This window comes from Chryseolinea serpens, assembly GCF_900129725.1.
In the GTDB taxonomy this organism is placed as follows: domain Bacteria; phylum Bacteroidota; class Bacteroidia; order Cytophagales; family Cyclobacteriaceae; genus Chryseolinea; species Chryseolinea serpens.
Genome location: NZ_FQWQ01000002.1, coordinates 49,032 through 72,903 on the forward strand (window position 1 = coordinate 49,032; position 23,872 = coordinate 72,903).

Consider the following 23,872-nt stretch of genomic DNA (forward strand, 5'->3'; position numbering starts at 1 on the left):
TTAACCCGGCGGGCACATCTTGCACAAAAAAACATACGGCTATGCGCAAGACTATTTTGATACCGACCGATTTTACGATCACTCCCTTGCTGTTGCTGAAACACGTCGCTGCAACCAGCGCAGTCGAATTGGATGTGATCTTTCTGTATTGCACCTCGCTCCCCGATTCCATCACCGACTTGTTGTTCTATTCTCCAAAAAAAATCATCGAGGCTGCGGTGACCACCGCCTTCAGCGAGGGCTGCGCGGTGATCCAAAATAAATATCCGGAAAAAATACAGAGCATCCGCTTCGAGCTTTTCCATGCGCGCAGTGTAGACGCTTTTCAGATCATGGCCGAAATGAACGGCATCGATGAAGCGATCCTTGCACACACGCCGGCCGCTTCCCGCAAACAGAGCTTCGACCCGGCACCGATCATCCGGAAATCGGCCGTTCCTTTTCGCGAGGTCGACCTGGAGTCGCATGCCTACGCACCGGAACGCGACCTGCTGACTGAATTATTTGTGAGTGCTGTTTAGAAATTTCTAACGTGATAGGACTATGAAGATCAAGTCGATGTGGCCTGTTTGTGTTTTGCTGATCCTCGTGACCCTTGTCGGTTTCGCGTGGGCGAAAAGCCACGTGTCCGGCCCGGAGCAAATGATCGTGGGCACCTGGAGCGAGCAGTCGTGGGAGTACGAAAAAGTGAGCACGCCGGCCGATAAGCAACGGTTGAAAGACCGCGACACCATCGCGCAGTCGGTCAAGGATCAGCTCGGTAAACACCTCATGATCCATTCCGCCGAAACCTGGAAATTTCACCCCGACGGCACGCTCACGCTCGAAGGTCCCCACACGGTAAAAGTCATCCGCTGGAAACTGAAAGGCCGCGGCCACATCCTCGAACTCGAGCACCGCGACCACACCGTGGAGCACTACAACCTGACGGCATTGACCAACGAACAGATGATCCTGAACTTCGACTCCGACATGCAAGTGAAGGGCATCGCCAAACTGACCTTTCACCGATAAACAAAAAAAAAAATAACGTGCTACGCCGCTATAGTCACCGCAGAACCTTGAACGACAACCTACGTCTGGGCACCCTCATGGCGTTCATCGCCGGCATGGTGAACGTGGCTTCGTTCCTCATCTTCTTCTCGTTCTCTTCGAACGTGACGGGCTACTTTGCCATTTTTGCGGCAGAGATGACCAAAGGAGATTATTACCAGGTGCTCATGGTCATCGGGTGGATATTCTTATTCTTCGCCGGCAGCTTCACTTCCAATTTCATCGTGATCCATTTCCGGCGCCGCGGCCAGTACACCGCGCATGCGGTGCCCGTGATTTTAGAAATGGGGTGCTTGTTGATAGTGGGACTTTACGGGCAATTCGTTTACCAGGAAACCTTGCGTGAAACGGAAGTGCTGCTGGCGATTATGTTTTTTGCCATGGGTTTGCAAAATGGACTCACGGCGGGCATCTCGAACTTTGCCGTGAAGACAACGCACCTTACGGGCGCCACGACTGACCTGGGGATTTTATTGTCGATGTTTACCAAGGAAAAATTCCGCAACAACACCGAACTGGTCAACAAAGCAAAATTGATCGCCTCCACCTTTTTTGCCTTCATAACCGGTGCGCTTACCGCGGGATTGATTTACCCCGGGTTGCAGTTCGGGATCTTCTACGTCGTTTGTATCCTGCTGATGTTGGTCGTGCTGTATGACGTTATTTATGTTGGCCTCTTGCGCCTGGTCCTGACCCTGGGAACGAAGCGCCTCTCGCCTACGCCACCATCAATCCCACACCGAACAACAGCACAAAGACGAGCGTTGACAAAGCCATTTGTTTCAGGAAAGGATCCAGCTCATGAGAAGGCTTCCGCTGGACCGCCATCCCGTTGCGAAGAAACAACGGTGCGCTGAGCAGGAACAGGAACTGCCACGGCGAATGATACGTGAGCACGGTGTACAACACGGCCGACAGCAATCCTCCACACAATAAAAACCAATGATAGGCCACGGCACTGCTCCTGCCGATGCGGACAGGGATGGAAAACTTCCCTGCCGCCCTATCAGACTCGATGTCGCGAATGTTGTTCACGTTCAGCACGCCGATCGAGAAAAACCCACAGCTCAAGGCGGGAAGGATTTCGCGCCATGACAGCTGTTGCGTGAACAAATAGTAGGAACCCATCACCCCTACCAATCCAAAAAAGATCAATACCGAAAAATCGCCGAGGCCGACATAACCATAGGGCTTCTTGCCCACCGTGTAGGCGATGGCTGCCAGGATGCTCAACACACCAAGGCCGAAGAAAAACAGCAACGCATTCCAATTCAATCCAAAGGAGACGAGCAGCAAAGCGATGCCGCTGCCCAAACAAAGCAAAACAAAAATGACCACCGCCGTCTTCATCTGTGCGGCCGTGATGGCCCCGCTTTGTACGGCCCGCTGCGGACCTTTGCGCCCGGCATGGTCGGCACCATTCACGGAGTCGCCATAGTCGTTGGCGAGATTGGATAAGACTTGTAAAAAGATCGTGGTAAGAATGCAGAGCAGGAAAATGTCCCACCGGAAGGCGCCAGCCGAAGCGGCCAAAAATCCCCCCATCGCAATGCATGACAACGCCAGTGGCAACGTGCGCAGGCGGAAGGCTTGTAACCAGACTTTAATATCCATGATGTTCGAAAATATGGGCGAATATAATTCAAATTCCCCGAGGTGTTTACGGGGATCGCCTACAGGACCTGCAGAATCTTGTGATGCTGATTGTTAAACGTAAATGCATCGTTCACGGTCAATCCCATCAACGATTTTCCCAGGGGTGAACCGGGCCCCACAACAATAAAATCCAGACCCGATACGGTCATTTTTCCCGCACCGATGGCAATGTAAAAGTTATAGTGGGCGGTGGCCACCACGCTGCCGGTCGTCACTTTCTGATGATGATGCAGGCCATCCAGGTGGTCGAGCGCTTGTTTGAGCTTTAGGGCTTCCTGCGCCTGCTGGGCGGCCTTGTCGCGTTCGATCTGCGCCATGGCCCGACCGGTCTCGTATTTGTCGCCGGCGCTGCTCTTGCCTTCTTCGTTGGCGGCTTGTTGGGCATGGTGCATGGCCTGCGTGGCCGTGGCCAGTCGCTGCTCCGCGTATTTTTTGCAGGCGTTCAACAATTCTCCTTTGATCGCCAGGTCAAGCATCGCGCATTCGTTAAGATTCAATGGAAGTCAGGGTTGCCCCAAGGCATCGATAATCTGCTTGTCCAGCGGATTTACTTTGGAGGAAAAGAATTTTACCGTGTTGCCATCGGCGCTCACCACGTATTTGCAAAAGTTCCAGGAGGGTGTTTCGCCGGTCTTAGCTTCCAACCATTTGTAGAGCGGGTGTTTGTCGCGTCCTTTCACCGAGATCTTTTCAAACATCTGGAAGGTCACGCCATAATTCTTCTGGCAAAAGGCCGCAATCTCTTCACTCGAGCCGGGCTCTTGCCACAGAAAATTGTTGGCGGGGAACCCGAGCACCACGACCTTGCCACCATAGTTCTCAGACAGCTTTTCCAGGTCGGCATACTGCGGTGTGAAGCCGCATTTGGAGGCGGTGTTCACGATGAGGAGGGGCTTGCCTTTGTATTGGGCAAAATCGATAACGGTACCGTCGAGGGCAGCGATCTTGAAATCGTAGATCGTACCCTCGACAGGTCCGGCCTTGCCGGAAGCTATTTTACTGGAAATAAACGCGGCAAGGCTCATAACAACGATAACCGTAAGGGCTGCTTTAATTAATCGCATCAATAATTTGCTTGTCGAGCGGGCTTACTTTCGAAGGAAAGAATTTCACCGTGCCGTCGGGCTTCACCAGGTATTTGCAGAAATTCCAGCTGGGTTCTTCGCCGGTCTTTTCTTTCAACCAGGCATAAAGTTCATCCTGGTCACTGCCTTTCACCGATACTTTTTCAAACATCTGGAACGTCACGCCATAATTCTTCTGACAAAATTCAGAGATCTCCACGTTCGTGCCGGGTTCTTGCGCGCCAAAATTGTTGGCGGGGAAACCCAGGATGGTCACTTTGCTGCCATACTGGTCCTGCAGTTTTTGCAGCTCGGCATACTGTGGTGTGAAGCCGCATTTGGAAGCGGTGTTCACAATGAGCAGCGGCTTGCCTTTATACTTGGCAAAATCAATGACCTTTCCGTCGATCGCCGTCTTTTTGAAATCATACACGGAAGAGGCCATGGTCGGGATCAGGAATAAAAAGGTAACAATGAGAGTTTTCATAGGGTAGTTGCGCTTTTATATCAACATGAAAATTTACGATTTGTTCCGCATTTCCAGCATCCTTTTATCACATTTTGGGTAGCGTAACCAGATGCGTGACAATTCAGGAGCCAGGAGCCGGTAGCCAGGAGCCAGGAGGTTAGTGCGGCTTCGGCGTGTGAGCTTTGTAGTAAAGTTTACCGATGAAATAGTCTATCCTTACATCTTTTCCGGAACGGCAATCCCCAGCAAATTCATAGCTTTTTTAATAGCATCGGCGGTCGCTTTGGAGAAGGCTATTCGGAACCTGAGGCGGGCGGGGTTGGTTTCGTTGAAGATGGGGATGTTTTGGTAGAATTTGTTGTATTCCTTGGCCAGGTCAAAGGCGTAGTTGGCGATGACGGCCGGCGAGTATTCGCGGGCAGCTTCCTTGACGCGGCTTTCGAAAAGGCTCAACACATTGAGCGCATCGCGTTCTGCGGGTTCGAGAGCGTCAACTTGTTTCAGGTCGGCTTCCGTACATACAATATCCATGCTCTCGGCCTTGCGAATGATGGCCCGGATGCGGGCGTGCGTGTATTGGATGAAGGGGCCCGTGAATCCTTGCAATTGGATGGATTCGTTGGGGTCGAACAACATGCGTTTCTTGGGATCTACCTTGAGCAGGAAAAACTTCAGGGCGCCCAGACCGATCATCTCGAATAATTTCAGCGCCTCCTCCTCCGTGATCTCGTCGACTTTACCCAGTTCGCGGGTTTGTTTTTCGGCTTCGTCCACCATCTCCTGCATCAGGTCGTCGGCATCCACTACGGTGCCTTCGCGCGATTTCATTTTGCCGGTGGGTAGGTCCACCATGCCGTAGGATAAATGGAAGCAACGTTTGGCCCAGTCGAAGCCAAGCTTTTGCAGGATGAGGAACAATACCTTGAAGTGATACTCCTGTTCGTTGCCCACCGTGTAGACCTGGCCCATGATCTTTGGGAAATCGGTGAAGCGGAGGATCGCCGTACCGATATCTTGGGTCATATATACCGAGGTGCCATCCGAGCGCAACAATACTTTTTGATCGAGGCCATCGGCCGTGAGGTCCACCCAAACCGAGCCGTCTTCTTTTTTGAAGAATACACCTTTCTCAACGCCTTTCAATACTTCTTCCTTGCCCAGCAGGTAAGTGTCCGATTCGTAATAAAGCTTTTCGAAGTCAACGCCCATGCGTTTGTAGGTGGCATCGAAGCCGCTGTACACCCAGCCATTCATGGTCTTCCAGAGAGCGACAGTTTCCGGGTCCCTCTGTTCCCATTTGCGCAGGAGTTCCACCGCCAGTTGCATGATCGGGGCCTTCTTGCCGGCCTCCTCTTCACTCATGCCCTGGCCTATCAGGTCCGCGATTTCTGCTTTGTATTTTTTATCGAACTCAACATAATACTTCCCCACCAAATGGTCGCCTTTCATGCCGGTGTTTTCGGGGTTCTCACCCTGGCCATACAGTTGCCACGCCGCCATCGACTTGCAGATGTGTATACCGCGGTCGTTGATGATCTGTACCTTGTGCACTTTGTAACCATTCGCCTTGTAGATCTCCGCCACACTGTAGCCAAGAAAATTATTGCGCAAGTGCCCCAGGTGCAGCGGCTTGTTGGTGTTGGGCGATGAATACTCGATCATGATCTCTTCCCCGTTGGGAGAAAGCTGACCATAATTCGGGTTCACGAAAATAGATTGAAACACGTCCAGCCAAACCCGATCGTTCAGCACGAGGTTCAGAAAACCTTTCACCACGTTGAAGCGGCTCACGACGCCCGAGTGCTGCACAAGGTAGTCGCCCACCAGGCGCGCCGTTTCTTCCGGCCCTTTGCGCGAGAGCTTGGTGAGGGGGAAGCATACCAGTGTGTGCGAACCTTCAAACTCCTGGTTTGTCGGTTGCAGCTGCACGGCTTCTACCGTTTGGTTGAAGAGTGCGGTGAGCGCTTTTTGTATTTCGGTGCGGAGTGTTGAATCCAGATTCATGAAAGCTGAGAGAAATGTTTTACTGCAAAGGGCGCCCTCCTTCGCAAAAGCTTCGGCGGGCGGGCAGAGATCGCAAAGTTAGCGCAAAGCCCTTCTCTGCGTCCTCCTTGCTGCTTGCCCGCCGAAGCTTTAGCGAAGGAGGGTTCTTAGCGCCTTTGCGGTTTAATATTTTTACTGCGATTAGTCTTACCACCCAAGCACATAAGCAAACATCAAAGGAGCCACGATGGTAGCATCGCTCTCGATGATGAACTTCGGTGTCTCTATGCTCAGCTTGCCCCACGTGATCTTCTCGTTGGGAACCGCGCCGGAATATGAACCATAGCTGGTGGTCGAGTCGCTGATCTGGCAGAAATAGCTCCAGAACGGCACGTTGTCTTTTTCAAGATCCTGGTGGAGCATGGGCACGACGCAAATGGGGAAGTCACCGGCGATACCACCACCGATCTGGAAGAACCCAATGCCGTCTTTACCCGAATTTTTGATATACCAGTCGGCCAGCCAGGCCATGTATTCGATACCGCTCTTCATGGTCGACGCCTTCAGCTCGCCCGTGAATACGTAGGAAGCGAAAATGTTACCCATCGTGGAGTCTTCCCATCCGGGCACCACCATCGGCATGTTGCGTTCGGCGGCGGCGATCATCCAGGAGTTTTTAGGATCGATCTCGTATTCTGCTTTCAAGTCGCCGCTGTTCAGCATGCGGAACATGAATTCGTGGGGGAAGAGGCGTTCGCCCTTGTCTTCGGCATCTTTCCACACTTTGTACAAGTGCTTTTGCAATTTGCGGAAGGCCTCTTCTTCGGGAATACAGGTGTCGGTTACGCGGTTGAGGTGATTTTGGAGCAAGTCCCACTCTTGTTCGGGGGTCAGGTCGCGATAGTTGGGGATGCGTTTGTAGTGCGAATGGGCCACCAGGTTCATGATGTCTTCTTCCAGGTTGGCGCCGGTGCAGGAAATGATCTGGACCTTATCCTGGCGGATCATTTCGGCAAAGCTCAGACCCAATTCGGCGGTGCTCATGGCGCCGGCCAGGGTGACCATCATTTTCTTTCCGGAGGCAATATGGGTCTTATAGGCCTTCGCGGCATCCACCAGGGCGGCAGCGTTGAAGTGCAGATAGTGCTTTTCGATAAAGGAAGAGATCGGTGCGGTTTGGCTCATGACAAATATTTTAAATAGGGATAAAACTTCAATTTGGGGGCGAAATTAAGGAAAAAGGCCGAAGTTTAAGGAGTATTTTTATCGCCTGCCGGATTCCATGCACGTTGCCCGGATCGCGATCGTTATATTGTAAGTTGATATGAACATCGGACACCCCAAAATCCTTTCTCCCCAACAACCCGGCACCCAAAAACGCCCCGTAGCAACCTTTGTGCCCTAACCGGCATCTTTGCGGTGGACCATTTGTCTCTCAAATACAATTATGCGCCAATACCCATCATCAGCCTCCATCCTATTCCTGCTCTTTGCCTGCACCCAGGCGTTGGCGCAAGACAAGGAGGGTTTCACCCTCGTGAAAAAGGATGGCACGGTTTCCATCTACGAACGGTGGATCATTTTTCCGGCGTCCAATCCCCCCGTGAAGGCGCGTGAAGTGAAAGGCGAATTCTATTTCAACAACACCATCTTTGCTGGCCTCCGCCTCATCCGCGACGAAAAGAAGATCAAGGACTGGCAGGGCCATGTGGCCGAATTCAAAGTATACCTGCAACGGGAAGACACCACCACCTGGCAGGAGTACTCCTACCACGACATTCCCTGGCCGGTCAGCGACCAGGACCATTTTCTCGAATATAAAGTTGTGGAAACCATCCCGATGCGAAAGCTCTTCATCACCTTCGAATCGCGCGTGAACGAAACATTAGCCCCGAAGCGCGACGGCGTGACCCGGATGAAGCTCTCGGGCAGTTGGACACTGGAGCAAATCGGGCCAAAACAAGTAAAGGTGACCTACCGGATATTGTCGATGCCGATCGGCATTCCAAAGTTCCTCACGGATCCCATCATCCGAAGCAACATCATGACGACGATCGAGGAGTACGTAGCGCTATTGGAGCCCGGAGCAAAGTAACATTTACGGGTAAAGCTGCAAAGCCAACGCAAAGCGACTTTGCGTTGGCTTTGCTTGCTCGCCGTAGCTTTAGCGAAGGTGAGGCGGTGAAAATTATTGCGCTAGCACGGGTCGTCCCATAACAGCCTGCGCCGTTGCCTGCAGGATCTCAAAAGCGCTGTCCGCCATCCGATTCTCAGTATCCAGCGTAGGATTGACCTCGCTTACCTCCCAGGCACAAACTTTAGGACTTTTCGCCAGCGCGGCGTTTAATATCTTCGCTTCCTCAATACTGAGCCCACCCGGCAGCGGCATACCGGTTCCGGTGGAAACAGTTGAATCAAGCGCCGAAACATCGAAAGAAACATAGATGAGATCGCAATGGTCCAGCATCTTCAACGCCTTTTCGGCAATTTTCGCAGGCCCGGCTTTCACTTCTTCCGTCTCGATGTAATTGACGTTGTATTTATTGATAAGATAGTTCTCCGATTTCTCCAGCTCGCGCACGCCGATGTAGACGATGTCTTCAGGATACACCTTCCGACCCGGCATGCCAACGTTTTCGATCTGTTCCCAATAGTCCAGCGTGTCGCTTTTGGGGTCGTTCACTTTGCACTCCAGGTTGTCGATACCACAAGCCATGGCCAGGGGCATGGTGTGCATGTTGCCGGTGGGTGATGTGAAAGGGGTTTGGATGTCGGCATGGGCGTCGATCCAGATCACGCCGAGGCGGGCTTTGGGATCGGCCTTTTTGATGCCGGCTATGGTGCCGTAGGCGGTGCTGTGGTCGCCGGAAAGGATAATGGGGAAATATTCCTCCCAGATGGTCTCATATACTTCCAGGCATACACGCTCTTCCATCACCATCACGCCATCGATGTATTTGGCATGGGGTTGTGTGGGTTTGTCGAACAGGATGTCGTTCACGTGTTCTACCTCCACGGACTCGTTTTGCTTAAAAAAGTCCGACTGAAGGTCCAGGCTGGCAATTTTTATGGCCTCCACGCCAAGACTGGCACCGCGGGTGCCGGCCCCGATCTCTGACTTTACTTCAATGATCTTCAACGCTTTCACAGGAATAAAATTAAGGTTTTTAACTGAATGGTTATCGTTTAAACAAAAGAACAAAGAGAATATCCCGCCAGGCCGCTAGAAGTCGGGCAAGGCATGCATTCCGGCAGGGTCCGGGTCGATTATCCAGGCGGGAAAACGATTTACCATAGCTTGATGTGTATTGCAAAGATGGCAAATTTATCACAATATTGCACCTCTTTCCCAACGGGCAACTCCAGAAAGAAAGCCATCTGATTAATTAATATTAGTTTAACTTTTTATTCACGGTTAACCCCTTAACGATTCTATCCATAAATGAAGAGTTATCGCGAGCTGATTGAGCAAACCTTTGAGTTTCCCCAGAAAGAATTTAAGGTGCGCGACCATGAATTGCTGTTCAACGATGTGCCCCTGATGGATATCATCAAGGAATATGGCACGCCCTTGAAGCTGACGTATCTGCCCCGCATCAGCGAAAACATCCGCTATGTGCAGGCCACGTTCAACAATGCCCTGGAGCGTTTCAAATACAACGCCAAATACACGTATTGCTATTGTACAAAGTCCTCGCACTTCTCTTTCATCATGCAGGAGGCTTTGAAGAATAAGGACGTGCACATGGAAACCTCGTCGTCGTTCGACATTCCCATCGTGCGCGCACTCTATGAGCAGGGCAAACTCACCAAAGACACCTACATTCTTTGCAACGGCTTCAAGATGCCGCTCTATCGTCAGTACATCAGCGAACTGCTGAACGACGACTTTAACAACTGCATTCCCATCCTGGATAACCTGGGCGAAATAGATTTCTACGAAGAGAATGTGAAGGTGCCCTACAAAGTGGGCATCCGCGTGGCGGCCGACGAAGAACCCAAGTTCGAATTCTACACCTCGCGCCTGGGCATCCGCTACAGCGACATCAATTCGTTCTACAAGGAAAGGATCGAGAAGAGCGACAAGGCATCGCTGAAGATGCTGCACTTCTTCATCAACACCGGCATCAAAGACACGGCCTACTACTGGAGCGAGCTCAGCCGCTTCATCTTCAAATACTGCGAACTGAAAAAGATCTGCGATTCGCTCGACTCCATCGACATCGGTGGCGGCTTCCCGATCAAAACATCGCTCACCTTCCACTACGACTACAAGTACATGATCGAACAGATCGTGGAAAACATCAAGTGGATCTGCGACAAGAACAACGTGCCAGTGCCCAACATCTTTACCGAGTTCGGCAGCTACACCGTTGGCGAAAGCGGCGCGGTATTGTATTCCCTCGTGGACCAGAAGCTTCAAAACGACAAGGAGCTTTGGTACATGATCAACGGCTCGTTCATCACCCACCTGCCCGACGCCTGGGGACTGAACCAGAAATACATTTTGCTCGCGCTGAATAAATGGGATGACCCCTACCACAAAGTGAACATCGGCGGCCTCACTTGCGACAGCATGGACTATTATAACTCTGAGGCCCACACCGGTGAAGTGTTCCTTCCCATGATCACCGACGAAGAACCGCTCTACATCGGGTTCTTCCACACTGGCGCCTACCAGGAATCGCTGGGCGGCTATGGCGGCATTCAACACTGCCTCATCCCCGCTCCCAAACACGTGCTCATCGATCGCGATGAAGACGGGGTGATCACCACACAGCTCTTCGCTCCGGAACAAACCAGCGAAAGCATGCTGCGCGTGCTCGGGTACGGAAAGTAAAAACGGATCTTAAATCATAGACATAAAAAAAACGCAAAGAGCTCCTTTGCGTTTTTTTTGTGTCTATAATTCCAGGCGATCTAGAATGCGGACTTCACTTCTTTATATCCGGCAGGCACTTCAAAGTCAGAAGCCGGCAGCGATTGTTTTTTGAGCTCCGTAACTTCCATGGCCATGTGTCCCTGAGGCATGTTCATCTCTATTTTCAACGGAACACCTTCGATCTGCTCATAGAAAAGCGACTGCTGTGAATTGCCCATACGTTGCTTGGAAAGGCTTTTCAGGTCGATGCCTTTGATGTCGGTCGTGGTCCAGAAGAATTGCGTCATGGCATACTTCTTGGCTTCGGGATCTTTGGAGGTAGATTCCACTGCGTATTTAGTGCAGGTATAGCCCAGGATCTTCGTGGTCTCGGAGGTCTTGGTCACTTTATAGTCAACCTTTTCCTTGTCTTTATCGGCGGTGTATTGGGGCATTACCGAGAAGGTTTTGTTTTCGCGGTCGAGGCGGTAGGTGGTGTTCTTGTCCGTCAGGTGCAGTACCTCCCAGTTCGACATCATGCCACCGTCCATTTTGGTAATGGAGTTGTTGTTTTTCACTTTGATCTGCATGCCCTTGGGGAACATGGAATTGAGGTTACCGCCTTGCGCCGCTTTCAGCATATTTTCGATCTGGGCCTTCATTTGGGGGTTGGACTCCATCATCGCCTTGAATTGGGGATCGTCCATTTTAGCCTGCATCTCTTTCATTTTGGCCTGGGTGGCGGGGTCGCTCATCTGTTTCTGGGCGGCGTCCATCTGGGCTTTCATTTGGGGATCGGTGATCTCCATTTTCATGGTCCAATTGATGATACCCTCCCAGCTTTGCGCGTGGATGTGGTGGGTGAGTGTGACCGTGAGGAGAAGAAGAAGGATCAATGTCTTTTTCATGGTGATTTTTTTAGTTAGGGTAATGGGCCTCGGGGGGGTTGTCGAAACCGGCATCCAAGATAACTAAAGAATCAGAAAAATGTTCGGCCGGGTTTTGCTTTCGTGTTTCCCCATTTTAGGCTAAATTCATTCAAGATTCCTGCCTTTATTTATTTTCTAAACCGCTCGCCTTATGAAATGCTTCTCTGGTGTGCTTGACCGTCCCCGCTATTTTTTAGCACCGCACTTCATGCGACGACTAAAACCAAACGCTCATGAAAATCTACGACGAAAAGCACCTCAAGAACATTGTTCTGCTGGGTGCGCCCAAGGCCGGCAAGACCCTGCTGGCCGAAGACATGGTTTTTGAAGCCGGCATCATTCACCGGAGGGGTACCATTGAAGGTAAAAACACGGTGTCGGACTTCCATGACATTGAACAAGAACGGGGCAATTCCGTCTTCGCCTCGTCGATGCACACCGAGTGGCGCGACTACAAGATCAACATCATCGACACCCCAGGGTTCGACGATTTCATAGGCGAAATGATTGCCGCGGTACGCGTGGCCGACACCTGTGTGATGGTCATCAACGCGCAACACGGTGTAGAAGTAGGCACCGAACTGATCTGGGACTACATCGACCAGTTCCAAAAGCCGGTGCTCTTCGCGGTGAACCTGGTTGACCACCCCAGGTCAAACTTCGACAGTGCCCTGCAGTCACTCAAAGAGCGGTTTGGAAACGCTGTCGTACAAATGCAGTATCCCCTCAACCAGGGCGAGAGTTTCAACGCCATCATCGACCTGCTGAAGATGGTGATGTACAAGTTTCCGCCGGAAGGCGGCAAACCCGAAAAGCTTCCCATCCCCGCCTCCGAAAAAGAAAAGGCCGACCGCCTCCACAACGAACTGGTGGAAAAAGCGGCCGAGAACGACGAGAAGCTCATGGAAAAATATTTCGAGCAGGGCACCCTCGACGAAGACGAGATGCGCGAAGGCCTGAAGCTGGGCATGATCCACCACGAGGTCTTCCCCGTTTTTGTGACGTCGGCCAAAAAGAACATGGGCACCGGCCGCATGATGGGTTTCATCGACAACGTGGCCCCCTGCCCCGCCGAAGCCAAACCCGAACTCAGCGCCGACGGCCAGGAGCTTCCCATCGACCCCAGCAAACCCGCCGTTCTGTTTGTCTTCAAAACCCACCTCGAACCCAACCTCGGCAGACTCTCCTTCTTCAAAGTGATCTCCGGCGAAGTGACCACCGCCTCCGAACTCGTCAACAGCCAGACCGGCGCGGTGGAACGCATCCACCAACTGTTCATCGTCGACGGCAAGTCGCGCAACCCGGTTGACCGCCTGGTGGCCGGCGACATTGGCGCCACCCTGAAACTCAAAGACACCTACACCAACCAAACCCTGCACGCCAAAGGCTACGACATCACCGTGCAGCCCATCACCTTCCCCGAGCCGCGCATCCGCACCGCCGTGATCGCCTTCAGTAAGAATGACGACGAAAAGATCGGCGAGGTGCTGCACAAGATCCATCACGAAGACCCCACCCTCATGGTGGCCTATTCCAAAGAGATCAAACAACTGATCATCTCCGGGCAAGGCGAACTGCATTTGGCTGTGTGCAAATGGTATCTCGAAAATGTATACAAGCTCCATGTAGACTTCGAAAGTCCCCGCATCTCCTATCGTGAAACCATCCGCAAGTCGGCCAACGCTACCTACCGTCACAAAAAACAATCCGGTGGCGCAGGCCAGTTTGGTGAAGTGCACATGAAAGTGGAGCCTTACTTTGAAGGCATGCCCGAGCCCACGGAGTTTCCCGTGCGCGGCAAGGAAGTGATCGACCTGGAGTGGGGCGGCAAACTGGTGTTCTACAACTGCATCGTGGGCGGTGTGATCGACGCACGCTTCATCCCCTCCATTCTGAAAGGCGTGATGGAAAAAATGGAAGAAGGCCCCATCACCGGCTCGTATGTGCGCGACGTTCGCGTGATGGTCTACGATGGCAAGATGCACCCCGTCGACTCCAACGACATCTCCTTCAAGATCGCGGGCATGATGGCCTTCAAAGACGCCTTCCTGCGCTGCGAACCACAATTGCTGGAGCCGATCTGCGACGTAGAGATCATGCTCCCCGAGGACGTGATGGGCGAAGTGATGGGCGATCTTCAAACCCGCCGGTCGCTCATCATGGGCATGGACAGCAAGGGCAACTACCAGGTCATCAAAGCCAAGACACCGCTGGCCGAATTGGATCGCTACTCGACCACACTCCGTTCGCTGTCGCAAGGCCGGGCGCGGTTCACACAAACCTTCTCCGAATTTTCATCCGTACCGTTCGAACTTCAGCAAAAACTATCCAAGCAGTTGCAGGAAGTGGAAGCCGTCTGAAATATCCGGTCGGAACCATGATCCATACCGGGTCATGGTTCCGGCCTTTACATCACAATTTCTTAGCGGCCTTTACCTGTTCCACCATTTCGGCGGGGAGGGCATCGGCAATCTCTTGCGCCACGATCCGGCGCCACAGGAAACTCAAAGGACCTACCACTTTCATCGTGGTGGTCATGCGCAGGCCTTCGGGTGTATCCTCATACGTATGTTCACCATACATCTTGGCCAACGGAAAGGTCGTGCAGTCCACAAACTTCCGGTTCTCGATCACTTCCACCAGTTTGATCTTCACCTGGGGTCCTTTTTTGGGCTTGAGGATGAACTGAGCCCCCACTTCAAATTTACCCAGCAAGCGGGCATACTCCACGCCGGCATCCCAGGTGTGCCAGCGGTCGACGTCGGAGAATAATTTCCAGAGTTGTTCTTTGGTCACCTCGCGGGTCACCAGGGTGTGCGATTTAGTCCACATAAGCTTCTTCTTGTTTTCTTTCTGTTTTATTAACTAAGTGTCTTATATTATATAAACAAATATAATATGTATACTTATAATATTACAAATATCCACGCGCTTTTTTTCGGTCTGTGGCTTTCTTGTAAAAAATGAATGGGCTAGTGGCCCCGGAGCCTAACGCACAACGCGGTGCGGTCTAAACGCTAAGCTCGCCTGGGTATTTAATGCAGGAAAACCGACGCCTGATCGGCCTGATTCCGCAAAACGAAATGGATAATCTGAACAAAAATTCACAACATCACCACCGCAACTCAAGTTGCGGTGGTGTGTGTCGCTGTGTTCATCTGCAAAACCGTTGTGTCCATCTAATAATCTTAAAAAAGCTGGAATCAGAAATTGGAAACGATTGTTTTACATATGACTTTTTATAGATTTGTTATCTTAGGCTTCATCCTGTGAGCAACGCAATCGTCATTATTCCCACCTACAAAGAACGCGACAACATCCGCGCGATCATCGACGCTGTGTTTGCTTTGCCAAAAGAATTTCACGTCCTCATTGTCGACGACAACTCTCCCGACGGCACGCCGCAGATCGTGGAGCAAATGCAGCAATACTATAATCTGACCGAACATAAACTTCACCTCGTGAAGCGCCCCGGCAAACTTGGCTTGGGCACGGCCTACATCACGGGCTTTAAATATGCGATGGCGAAAGGCTATGAATACATCCTGGAAATGGATGCTGACTTTTCGCACGATCCCAAGGATCTCGTCAATCTCTACCTGGCCTGTGCCGAAGGAAAAAGCGACGTGGCCATCGGTTCGCGCTATGCTACGGGGGTGAACGTGGTGAACTGGCCCATCGGACGGGTGTTGCTATCCTACTTTGCCAGCAGCTATGTGCGGCTCATCACCAGCATTCCCATCCGCGACACGACGGCCGGTTTCCTCTGCTATCGCAAAAAAGTATTGGAGACGATTCCCCTGGACCAAGTGAAATTTGTCGGCTATGCGTTCCAGATCGAGATGAAATTCCTGGCTTGGAAATACGGATTCGTATTGGAAGAGGTGCCTATCATCTTTACAGACCGGACCCGGGGAGAGTCCAAGATGTCGGCGGGGATCTTTAAGGAAGCTTTTTTCGGTGTACTTCAAATGACCGTACAAAGTTGGTTTAAGAAGTATATCCCAATCGGTCAATCTTCTTAAACCAATTTGTCCATCGCACTTATTCCTGAAACCCTACGAAAGTTATGGGACCGACGTGCGATTTCACCAATTCCAGGTCGGGTTCGGTGATCTCTACTTCATAGCCATCTTCCTTGAGCATGTTCAGTATATCCTCTGCGGCTTCGTGCTGTTTGTAGATGTGATAGTCTTCACGGGCAAAAACGGGATAACGTCCCAGTTTTTGTTCGCGGTCTACAAAGTTAAAGCCACACAGGTACAATTTACTAGCGCTGTGTTGAATCCGATAAAGGGGCATCTGCGGAAATTGCTGCAGCCACTCCACCACTTCTTCGCGCGTTCCTTGTATGATTTCCGTCAGCTTATAAATTTTCATCACTTCTCCCTGGTTGGGCTTGTCCAACATGCGCAGGTCGAAGTTATGAACATAGGCTGACAGGCCTACGCATCCGCACAATACCATAAGCGGGTTTTGTGCATCTCCGTGCAATCGTACGTCCAGATTCTTCGCATTGAAGAATGCCTGAAGCCTACGATTTCTCTTTTGAATCGTGTTTGTTAGGTCCGGCCTAACTGGGTTTTTGAATTTTAATTGCATAACATTTTTAACGTTACTGATAAGGCGGGCTCCTTATGTAACAAAAATAGAAAAATATTTCAGTTTTAATATATTCTTAATCAGTCAAAACGGATGGCACGTATAGGATTTATCCGTGCAATGACCATTGTAGGGACCAATAACACAATTGTGACGACGAAAAGCGTTACAAGGTTGAGCACCGCAACGACCTCCCAGTTCCAGGAAATAGGCACGAAGCTCATGTAATAATCATGTGCGTTTAGCTTAATTATTTTGAAATAATACTGCAAAGCGCTTAATCCAAGACCCAACAAATTGCCCAATACCAGACCTTTTATCAGCAGATTAATGCCATTAAAAAGGAAAACAGACCGTATCATCTTGTCGGTCGCCCCCATAGCCTTGAGCATGCCGATCATCTGCGTGCGCTCCATCACCAGGATCAGCACAATAGAAATCATGTTTACACACACAACCGTCAGAATAATGACCAAAAGTATGTTGACTTGCCGGCTGATGAGGTTGAGCCACTCAAACACCTGGACGTATTTATCGCTGATCAATTGAACATCAAAATCCAAGTCCATCGCCTCGCTAACAGTGAAGGCATCTTCCTCCATCTTTTCGGGGCCTTCATCCTTCACAAATACTTCCAAGCCTCCGGCAAGGCTGTCGGACCAGTCGTTCAGCTTCTGGATCATGCGAATGTCGCCGATGATCACCTTGCTGTCGAAATATTCGGAGAGGTTGGTCTCATAGATGCCACTGATGGTGAGCTTGCGCGAGCGGATGGGGTTCTGAAAGAAATGCACCACCAGGTCGTCGCCCACCTTGGCGTTGAGCTTGCGGGCAATGATCTTGCTGACCACCACCTGGTGCGCATACCCCGAGTCGGGGAAGTCGAAGAACTTGCCCTCCACGATGCTGGAGCGAAACGCGTTGACGTCATAACTCTTCCCCACGCCCTTCACAAAGACTCCCAGCACCTCGTCCTGTTCGGTCTTGATCAGACCCGGCTTGTGGGCGAACTCCTGCATGTGGGTGACGAACGGATATTTCTCCGGATGATCGTACGGATCCACGTGATAGTTCATCGGCTTTTCTTCGGACGATCTGCTCCCGGTGAATTTGGTCACCACCATGTGGCCGTTGAAGCCATATACTTTCTGCTTCACCGTGTCCTGGAACCCACGCATGATGAGGAACGAAAGGATGCTGGCCGCCAACCCGATGCCAATGCTGGCGATGGCGATGCGATGGATGGTCGACGCAAATCCCTGCTGCTGCTCACGGCTTATTCTTTTGGATATGAAATAGGAAAGGTTCACGTGTTATTGCTAACTTTTCAGCCGTTAATGATTTCTGCAAAATAAGATAACCGCAGACCACAATCAACTGCCCGGAACGGATCATGAAGAAACTCCTCCTATTACTCTTGATCGTGTGGAATACCACGTATTGCACCAGCCCCAAGACCACATCTCCTGCGCCCAAGGCCACAGCGACCACCCCAAGCCAAAAGAAGGACGTGCTCACGGGCGCGGCACAGCTCGATGTGTTGTTGCCAAAACTCCAAGGCAAACGCGTGGCGTTGGTGGTCAACTATACCGCCACGGTCGGTAAAACCCACCTGGCCGACACGTTGAAGAGCCGCGGGGCGAACATCGTCAAGATCATGTCGCCGGAGCATGGCTTCCGGGGCAACGCTGCGGCTGGCGAACACGTGCAGGATGGTGTGGACACCAAAACGGGATTGCCCGTGGTGTCACTCTATGGCAACAATCGCAAGCCCACAGCCGAACAACTGGCCGATGTGGACATCGTGATCTTTGACATCCAAGATGTGGGCGTGCGCTTCTTTACTTATGTCGGCACCCTGCACTACCTCATGGAGGCCTGCGCCGAAAATGGAAAGAAGGTGATCGTGCTGGACCGGCCCAATCCCAATGCATCCTATATCGATGGTCCTGTTTTGTCGATGGAATTCAAATCGTTTATCGGCATGCACCCCGTGCCCGTGGTTCACGGCCTCACCGTGGGAGAATATGCACAGATGATCAACGGTGAAGGCTGGCTGGAAGGCGCAAAGAAATGTGAGCTGGAAGTTATTCCTTTAAAAAACTGGACGCACAACGATGCCTACTCTTTACCCTTAAAGCCGTCGCCAAATCTTCCTAACGATCAGGCCGTGCGTCTATATCCCTCCATCTGTTTCTTTGAAGGAACACCCATCAGCCTGGGCCGCGGCACGCAGACGCCCTTCCAGGTGATTGGCCATCCCGATCTGAAGAGCCTCCCCTATCAATTCACGCCGGTAGACATTCCGGGGATGGCAAACGATCCTCCACAAGAAGGCAAGCTGTGCTACGGCCTCGACCTGCGCCAGGTGCCCGTTGCCAAAAGAGTCGACCTGCACTACCTGATCGACATGTATAAGCTCTTCCCTGATAAAGAACATTTCTTTGTTCAACACTTCGAGCGGTGGTCGGGCACGAAAGCCCTGCGACAGCAGATCATCGACGGGCTTTCGGAAGACCAGATCAGAGCGTCGTGGCAGAAAGATTTGGAGCAGTACAAGGCGATGCGCAAGAAATATCTGCTTTATCCCTAAGTCATATTTTATTAACTGTTGACCGTCGCGAGCACATCGTTATGACCAAGGCCGAAAAAGTAAACGACATTCTTGCCATTCTCGAGCATTACTATCCGCACCCCCCCATTCCTTTGCATCACAAGGATGCTTATACGTTGCTGATCTCTGTGCTGCTTTCGGCGCAGTGCACGGACGAGCGTGTGAACAAGACCACACCATCCCTTTTCAAACAGGCCGACAATCCTTATGACATGGTGAAGATGAGTGTCGATGAAATTCGCGAGATCATCAAGCCGTGTGGTTTGTCGCCGATGAAGTCGAAGGGCATTTATGGGTTGTCGAAGATCCTGATCGAGAAGTATGATGGGAAAGTGCCCGATTCGTTTGAGGCGCTGGAGGAATTGCCTGCGGTGGGTCACAAGACGGCGTCGGTGGTGATGACGCAGTGGTTTGGGGTGCCTGCGTTTCCGGTGGATACGCATATTCATCGGCTCGCCTATCGTTGGGGGTTATCCAATGGGAAAAGTGTGGAGCAGACAGAGAAAGATTTGAAGCGATTGATCCCGGAATCGAAGTGGAATAAGGCGCATTTGCAGATCATTTATTTCGGACGGGAATATTGTCCGGCAAGGGGGCATGTTTGGGAGACGTGTCCCATTTGTTCGAAGTATATGCGGAAGGATTTGCGGGATTAGCCTCTTTCGCAAGTCTGAAGACTTGCTTTATGACTGGTCCAAGTGGGAGCACTTGAACCAGTCCATCAATTTATTATTTCGCGACAGCTGCTTCTTCCAGCCAGGATGCTGTGATCTCATTCAGCACCTTCACCTTCTGACCAAAGTCGCCCTTGATCTGGTCGCGGATCTTTTGCATGTTGTCCAGCAGCTCGTTGGTGTTGTCGGGGATCGCTTCGTCGAGGTATTCGCGGATGCGTTTGGAGATAGTTGGGGATTTGCCGTTGGTGGAGACACCGATCTTTAGATTTCCTTTTGTTACAACAGAACCCAAATAGAAATCACAGAGGTCGGGGGTGTCGGCCACGTTGGTGAGGATGCGGCGGGTACGCGCCAGCTTCTTGATCGCTTCGTGCAAACTGCGATTGTCCGTTGCCAGGAGAACGATGTCTTTGTCCCATAAGTCCCACAGCTTGAAATTTCTTTCGTATAGCTTCACCGTAGGATGGGCTTTGGCCACGTCCTTGATGTCATCCATAATGGTGCGGCCCACCAGCGTGACTTTAGCTGCGGGGCTGCTCTTCAGGATGGCCGTCAATTTTTCAAGGCCTACGTTGCCGCCGCCGACGATGAGGGTGTCGAGCGATTCAAGCTTGAGGAAAACGGGGAACAGGTTATTGCGCTCCATGGTGGTAACTTTTCTATTGATAATGTGTTGCTACTTCTTGTGTCACGGCGGCTAATGCGCGGGCATGCTGCACCACTTCGCCCACCACCATAATGGCCGGTGAGCCGATGCCGGCCAGCGACGCTTTCGAAGCGATGTCTGACACGGTGCCCGTTACGAGCCGCTGTGTGGGCAGCGTACCATTCTGAATGATCGCCGCCGGTGTTCCGGACTTTCCATGGGCCTGGAACAATTCCATGATCTCTTTGACTTTGTTGAGTCCCATCAGGATGACTACCGTCGCGGTGGATTGCGCCGCCAGTGCAAGGTCGCCCGATAGTTCGCCGGCTTTTGTGGTGCCGGTGATGACCCAGAAGCTTTCGCTCACGCCGCGTTCCGTTACCGGGATGTTCACACTAGCGGGAACCGCCAATGCGCTGCTGATGCCGGGCACCACGGTGGTTTGCACACCATGCGCTTCCGCGAAAGCGATTTCTTCCGCGCCACGTCCAAACACGAACGGGTCGCCGCCTTTCAAGCGCACCACGTGACCATACACATAAGCGTAGTCGACGATCAATTCGTTGATCTCATCTTGTGTATGCGAATGCGCTCCGGCTCTTTTGCCCACGGAAAACGAGGGCACGTGCACGGGGATCATGTTCAGGATCTCTTCCGACACCAGCGCGTCGTACAGCACCACGTCGGCGGCCTTCAGGGCCATGAGGCCTTTCAGCGTCATCAGCTCCGGATCGCCGGGGCCGGCGCCTACCAGCGTGAGGCGGGGTACTTTTTCGAATGTGAATATCGTTGGTATCATTTTGCTACGGCTACTTTTTCTGCGACGTTCTCGCCGGTTTCTGCGGCTCGGTAAGCGGCCACATCTTCCATGAACTTTGTCGACTCGGCAATGAATTTTGCGGCAAAGGCTTCGGAAGGTTCGTTCTTGTTGATGCGAAGCACGTATTCTTTGAAGTTGCCTACGAAAGGAAACACGCCGGTATCGACAAACTCTTTCTGAAAGTCGCTGATGGTTTGATATTGCGTGCTCGGTTTGATATCGCGACCCAGCAACAAAGCTTTCGCGCTGTTGATGAACGCGCTGTAGCTATGATAGATCGAGTCGGCATACAGTCCTTGGTCATAAGCTTCTTTAGCCCATCCCAATTTATCCTCGGAATCATACAACAGTGTTGCCACTAAGTCGATGATCACGCCTGCGCATTCGCCCACGGCGGTGTGCAGAATGAAATTGTGATCCTGGCCCCAGTCGATATATTCTTCGGGCAATACCGCCGTGATGTCGCCCAGCGGCTTCAGCAATTGATAAAAATGGTTGCGGCCAAGGCGTTTGAAATAGTCGTGGTAGTATTCGCCTTCGAGGCTGTTGGTCTCGTAGTCGGTAAACAGGATGCGCAGCGCGTCGGGGCCGCGTTTGCTGGGGATCTTGATGATCTTGTCGGAGATGATGCCTTCGCCGTTCTTCACTTTGCCTCCACCCAACAGGACCACCAGCGCGGGCATTACCTTGCCTTGCTTGTCTTTGATGGTGCTGCCGTGCAAACCGATGCTAGCCAGGCCGTGTTGACCGCATGAATTGGGGCAGCCACTGATCTTGATCTTGATATCGTTGTTGTAGATGAGATCGGGGAACTCGTTGCGGATCACTTTTTCCAGCGCCAGCGAAATGTTGGTGCTATCCGAGATGCCGAGGTTACAGGTATCCGTTCCAGGGCACGCTGTGATGTCGGCCACGCTGTCGAAGCCCGGTTCGGCCAAACCCAATTGGTCGAGGGCCACGTAGAGGTGCGTCAGGTTCTCGGGGCGCACGAAGCGGAGGAGATAGCCTTGGTTGATCGTTACGCGCATGTCGTCGGCAGCGTACTGATCCACCACGTTCGCAAACTGGCGCGCCAATTTCGACGACAAGTTGCCCAGGGGAACTCTCACGTTCACACCAAAGAATCCGGGTTGTTTTTGCTCGAACACGTTGGTGTCTTTCCAGCGGTCATAGCGTTTCTGATCGGCGATCACCGCCGGACCCGCGGCAACTTCGCTGGGGATTACCGCGTCGGGTAAGATCGCGGTGTTGATGGGATACGATTTGTTTTTGATGGCTGTTCTTTCTTCGGCCACCAGCGCCATTACTTTTTCCAGGCCGATGTCGGTCAGCAAAAATTTGAAGCGGGCCTTCATGCGGCGGTTGCGTTCGCCATAGCGATCGAATACGCGGAGCACCGCTTCGGCGAAGGGAATGATCTGGTCTTCTTCCAGGAAGTCATAGGCCAGTTCGGCAAGGGTTGGGTTGGCACCGAGGCCGCCACCGATCATCACTTTAAAGCCACGCTTGCCATCTACAATGCGGGGAATAAAACCCAGGTCGTGGATGAAGCTGAAGGCGGTATCTTCTTCGCTGGAGGAAAATGAAATTTTGAACTTGCGACCCATTTCCTGGCAGATGGGATTGCGCAGAAAATAGCGGAACATTTCATGCGCATAAGGCGACACGTCGAAGGGTTCCTTCGGATCGATGCCGGCCGTAGCGGACGCGGTGATGTTGCGAACTGTATTTCCGCAGGCTTCGCGCGTAGTGATCTCGTCCTTTTCCAGCTTGGCCCACAGCTCCGGGGTCTTGTCCAGGCTCACGTAGTGGATCTGGATGTCCTGGCGCGTCGTCGCGTGCAGAGTGCTGCTGGCGTATTCGTCGGAGATGTCGGCGATGCGGCGGATCTGTTTGGTGCTCAGTCTTCCGAAAGGAAGCTTGATGCGGATCATTTGCACGCCGGGTTGGCGCTGACCATAGATACCGCGTGCGAGCCGGAGGCTACGGAATTTCTCGTCATCTATCTTGCCGTCGCGAAAAAGCTGGATCTTTTTTGAGAGATCAATAATATCGCGTGCAACGACAGGGTTGTTCAAGTCTTCTAATTCAGTGCGAAAGCTTTCCATGTTCTAGCGGTTGTTCGTTTGGTGGTGATGTCCTTAAATAAAAGAGCCTTTCCTGTGGCAGGAAAGGCTCGGTATGTTTTGTGTTTGTGAGACGATTTGATTTGTGTTTGTCTTACGTACCGGATATTCCTGCGTGAGCATCAAGATGTTTACAGCAACACACCTTGGCTGCGTTCATCTTCTTGGTCGTACAGGAAATCACATTCTTCATATACTATTATATCTATTATATCGATTCTATAATATCTATCACGAAAGTAGACTATGCTTTACAAAAATCAAATCAATCTTTTATAAAAATTGTGTCTTTAGGCCTTAACAACTGTTCGTAACGCAGTGCAATCGAATGTGTTGCACCAAAAATCACGGATTACGGGTGATCCAAATCTG

22 protein-coding genes and 1 pseudogene are annotated in these 23,872 nt (G+C 51.8%); 9 read left to right on the plus strand and 14 right to left on the minus strand.

Features of this window, described 5'->3' with window-relative positions; all coding sequences use genetic code 11:
• The first annotated feature begins 41 nt into the window (after positions 1–41).
• From BUB30_RS14305 to BUB30_RS35625, 3 genes and pseudogenes are all read left to right on the plus strand, one after another.
• Positions 42–521: a hypothetical protein gene (locus BUB30_RS14305; RefSeq protein ID WP_073135286.1), complete on the plus strand. Its 480-nt coding sequence runs from the start codon at positions 42–44 to the stop codon at positions 519–521.
• A 22-nt stretch (positions 522–543) separates the two neighbouring features.
• A complete protein-coding gene (locus BUB30_RS14310; protein WP_073135288.1) occupies positions 544–1,014 on the plus strand; it encodes a hypothetical protein in 471 nt (156 codons plus the stop codon).
• Between the two features lie 77 nt (positions 1,015–1,091).
• Positions 1,092–1,694 (plus strand): annotated as a pseudogene (locus tag BUB30_RS35625) (YoaK family protein); the annotation flags it as partial.
• A gap of 76 nt (positions 1,695–1,770) precedes the next feature.
• Here BUB30_RS35625 and BUB30_RS14320 read toward each other — a convergent pair.
• The 6 genes from BUB30_RS14320 to BUB30_RS14345 all read right to left on the minus strand — a co-directional run bounded on the left by BUB30_RS14320 (position 1,771) and on the right by BUB30_RS14345 (position 7,410).
• Positions 1,771–2,667, minus strand: coding sequence for a 1,4-dihydroxy-2-naphthoate polyprenyltransferase (locus BUB30_RS14320; RefSeq protein WP_073135292.1), 897 nt, complete (start codon positions 2,665–2,667; stop codon positions 1,771–1,773).
• 59 nt (positions 2,668–2,726) lie between these two features.
• Positions 2,727–3,185, minus strand: coding sequence for a hypothetical protein (locus BUB30_RS14325; RefSeq protein WP_073135294.1), 459 nt, complete (start codon positions 3,183–3,185; stop codon positions 2,727–2,729).
• A 27-nt stretch (positions 3,186–3,212) separates the two neighbouring features.
• Positions 3,213–3,773 carry a glutathione peroxidase gene (locus BUB30_RS14330; protein ID WP_073135296.1) on the minus strand — a complete coding sequence of 187 codons (561 nt, stop codon included), beginning with the start codon at positions 3,771–3,773 and terminating at the stop codon, positions 3,213–3,215.
• Positions 3,760–4,260 carry a glutathione peroxidase gene (locus BUB30_RS14335; RefSeq protein WP_245804101.1) on the minus strand — a complete coding sequence of 167 codons (501 nt, stop codon included), beginning with the start codon at positions 4,258–4,260 and terminating at the stop codon, positions 3,760–3,762. The genes BUB30_RS14330 and BUB30_RS14335 overlap by 14 nt, the downstream gene beginning before the upstream one ends.
• Before the next feature lie 198 nt (positions 4,261–4,458).
• Entirely contained in the window at positions 4,459–6,246 is a 1,788-nt protein-coding gene (gene argS, locus BUB30_RS14340) for an arginine--tRNA ligase (protein ID WP_073135298.1), read from the minus strand.
• A 186-nt stretch (positions 6,247–6,432) separates the two neighbouring features.
• Positions 6,433–7,410 carry a deoxyhypusine synthase family protein gene (locus tag BUB30_RS14345; RefSeq protein WP_073135300.1) on the minus strand — a complete coding sequence of 326 codons (978 nt, stop codon included), beginning with the start codon at positions 7,408–7,410 and terminating at the stop codon, positions 6,433–6,435.
• 262 nt (positions 7,411–7,672) lie between these two features.
• Between BUB30_RS14345 and BUB30_RS14350 the strand changes: the two genes are divergently transcribed.
• Complete coding sequence (locus BUB30_RS14350) at positions 7,673–8,320, plus strand: SRPBCC family protein (protein ID WP_073135302.1); 648 nt, start codon at positions 7,673–7,675, stop codon at positions 8,318–8,320.
• A gap of 93 nt (positions 8,321–8,413) precedes the next feature.
• Here the strand turns inward: BUB30_RS14350 and BUB30_RS14355 are convergent, their stop codons facing one another.
• On the minus strand, positions 8,414–9,373 hold the full coding sequence (locus tag BUB30_RS14355; RefSeq protein ID WP_073135304.1) for an arginase: 960 nt from the start codon (positions 9,371–9,373) through the stop codon (positions 8,414–8,416).
• Between the two features lie 294 nt (positions 9,374–9,667).
• Here BUB30_RS14355 and BUB30_RS14360 point away from each other — a divergent pair, with 294 nt between their 5' ends.
• Entirely contained in the window at positions 9,668–11,065 is a 1,398-nt protein-coding gene (locus BUB30_RS14360; RefSeq protein ID WP_073135306.1) for a type III PLP-dependent enzyme domain-containing protein, read from the plus strand.
• A gap of 80 nt (positions 11,066–11,145) precedes the next feature.
• On the opposite strand, the gene BUB30_RS14365 is transcribed toward BUB30_RS14360, so the two are convergent.
• Positions 11,146–11,994 (minus strand): DUF4412 domain-containing protein, encoded by an 849-nt coding sequence (locus BUB30_RS14365; RefSeq protein WP_178377114.1) that lies wholly within the window; start codon positions 11,992–11,994, stop codon positions 11,146–11,148.
• A gap of 254 nt (positions 11,995–12,248) precedes the next feature.
• Here BUB30_RS14365 and BUB30_RS14370 point away from each other — a divergent pair, with 254 nt between their 5' ends.
• Positions 12,249–14,375 (plus strand): elongation factor G, encoded by a 2,127-nt coding sequence (locus tag BUB30_RS14370; protein ID WP_073135309.1) that lies wholly within the window; start codon positions 12,249–12,251, stop codon positions 14,373–14,375.
• 52 nt (positions 14,376–14,427) lie between these two features.
• Here BUB30_RS14370 and BUB30_RS14375 read toward each other — a convergent pair whose 3' ends face one another.
• Complete coding sequence (locus tag BUB30_RS14375; RefSeq protein WP_073135311.1) at positions 14,428–14,847, minus strand: SRPBCC family protein; 420 nt, start codon at positions 14,845–14,847, stop codon at positions 14,428–14,430.
• A gap of 437 nt (positions 14,848–15,284) precedes the next feature.
• On the opposite strand from BUB30_RS14375, the gene BUB30_RS14380 reads away from it, so the two are divergent.
• On the plus strand, positions 15,285–16,040 hold the full coding sequence (locus BUB30_RS14380; protein ID WP_073135313.1) for a polyprenol monophosphomannose synthase: 756 nt from the start codon (positions 15,285–15,287) through the stop codon (positions 16,038–16,040).
• Between the two features lie 19 nt (positions 16,041–16,059).
• On the opposite strand, the gene BUB30_RS14385 is transcribed toward BUB30_RS14380, so the two are convergent.
• Together BUB30_RS14385 and BUB30_RS14390 are read right to left on the minus strand one after the other, a co-directional pair.
• Entirely contained in the window at positions 16,060–16,482 is a 423-nt protein-coding gene (locus BUB30_RS14385) for a hypothetical protein (protein ID WP_143164930.1), read from the minus strand.
• A gap of 215 nt (positions 16,483–16,697) precedes the next feature.
• Positions 16,698–17,927, minus strand: coding sequence for an ABC transporter permease (locus BUB30_RS14390; protein WP_073135316.1), 1,230 nt, complete (start codon positions 17,925–17,927; stop codon positions 16,698–16,700).
• Between the two features lie 83 nt (positions 17,928–18,010).
• Here BUB30_RS14390 and BUB30_RS14395 point away from each other — a divergent pair, with 83 nt between their 5' ends.
• Together BUB30_RS14395 and nth are read left to right on the plus strand one after the other, a co-directional pair.
• Positions 18,011–19,210 (plus strand): exo-beta-N-acetylmuramidase NamZ family protein, encoded by a 1,200-nt coding sequence (locus tag BUB30_RS14395; protein WP_073135317.1) that lies wholly within the window; start codon positions 18,011–18,013, stop codon positions 19,208–19,210.
• Between the two features lie 41 nt (positions 19,211–19,251).
• Positions 19,252–19,887 (plus strand): endonuclease III, encoded by a 636-nt coding sequence (gene nth / locus BUB30_RS14400; RefSeq protein ID WP_073135319.1) that lies wholly within the window; start codon positions 19,252–19,254, stop codon positions 19,885–19,887.
• A 73-nt stretch (positions 19,888–19,960) separates the two neighbouring features.
• Here the strand turns inward: nth and BUB30_RS14405 are convergent, their stop codons facing one another.
• From BUB30_RS14405 to BUB30_RS14415, 3 genes are read right to left on the minus strand one after another with little or no spacing between them, the layout of a single operon-like run.
• Positions 19,961–20,554 carry a precorrin-2 dehydrogenase/sirohydrochlorin ferrochelatase family protein gene (locus BUB30_RS14405; RefSeq protein WP_073135320.1) on the minus strand — a complete coding sequence of 198 codons (594 nt, stop codon included), beginning with the start codon at positions 20,552–20,554 and terminating at the stop codon, positions 19,961–19,963.
• A gap of 13 nt (positions 20,555–20,567) precedes the next feature.
• Positions 20,568–21,353 (minus strand): uroporphyrinogen-III C-methyltransferase, encoded by a 786-nt coding sequence (gene cobA / locus BUB30_RS14410; RefSeq protein ID WP_073135322.1) that lies wholly within the window; start codon positions 21,351–21,353, stop codon positions 20,568–20,570.
• Positions 21,350–23,482, minus strand: coding sequence for a HEPN domain-containing protein (locus tag BUB30_RS14415; protein ID WP_073135324.1), 2,133 nt, complete (start codon positions 23,480–23,482; stop codon positions 21,350–21,352). Before BUB30_RS14415 ends, cobA begins: the two co-directional genes overlap by 4 nt.
• Positions 23,483–23,872: the final 390 nt, after the last annotated feature.